The sequence below is a fragment of the Streptomyces sp. GbtcB6 genome, from assembly GCF_019091475.1.
Lineage (GTDB): Bacteria > Actinomycetota > Actinomycetes > Streptomycetales > Streptomycetaceae > Streptomyces > Streptomyces hyaluromycini.
The window spans coordinates 1-943 of sequence record NZ_JAGXJL010000167.1; the positions used below are offsets into that span (position 1 = coordinate 1).

General features: G+C 71.0%; 1 protein-coding gene. It reads right to left on the reverse strand.

The genetic code is table 11. The annotated features are described in order from the left end of the window. Positions 1-161 precede the first annotated feature (161 nt). Positions 162-943 (reverse strand): aldehyde dehydrogenase family protein (locus KVT45_RS55025; RefSeq protein ID WP_217562646.1); only part of this gene is annotated, 782 nt, incomplete at its 5' end.

The following is a 943-nucleotide window of genomic DNA, read 5'->3' on the forward strand; positions in this document are numbered from 1 at the left end:
GAAGCTGCATGGCGCCGAATCCCATCCTGCGGATGGGGAGTTCACCGGCGAGGACGAACTCCCCCGCCGCGGCTGCGGGCGCGGGGCCCGTGATCGTGTCACCGGAAGGCATGACCTGCTCCTCGTACTCGAGATGGTGCGGCTGTGGTCGGGGGTGCCGCTCAGCCGCGTATGACGGTCTTGCTCCGCATCAGGAACTCGCCGAGGTATCCGTCGTGCGGCACGCGACGGTCCATCCAGTGGGTGGGGTGATCACCGACGTACACGTTGCCGATGCTCGGGTCGGCCACCAGTGCCTCGATCAACTCGACGTCCTCGTCCGGGACTTCGTCTCCGGTGAGCAGGCCGAGAACAAGCGAGTCGCCCAGTGCCCGGGTCCCGTCGGCGCGGCTCCAGGGCGCCACCCACACGCAGGGGAAGGGCAGTTCCGCGGTGTGCCAGCCGCCCTGGAGGTGTGGGACTTCGAAGACGGCCGGGCGCAACACCGCACCGTTTCCCGCCAGTTCGTCCACGATGCCCTCGCCGCCCAGGTGCGCGGTGGTCCCCTTGGCCCGTTCCAGCAGATGCCGTTCCAGGGCCCGCGCCCGCGCCAGCGGCTGCACGGGCAGCGCGGCCTTCGCGTCCTCGGCCGGCAGGCTGGGCAGCGCGGCAAGACGCTCGGCCAGCGCACGGGCCACCGGTGCCGGGTCGCCCTCGACAAGGACCGCGGTCGCGTTGACGCACTTCATGCCACCGTGGTGGGCGATGGAGTCCACCATCGTGTCCAGGTGCGCGCGCCAGTCCGACCCCGCCGTGACGAGGATCTTCGCGCGGCCGGGCCCCTGTACCAGGACCCTCGGGTCCCCGGCGTATTTGCGTACGACGTCGTCGCCGCCGTACACGAGCGAGAGATCGGCGCCGGTGAGCACCTCGTCGGCCACCGCGTGGTCGGTGGGCAGCAGCA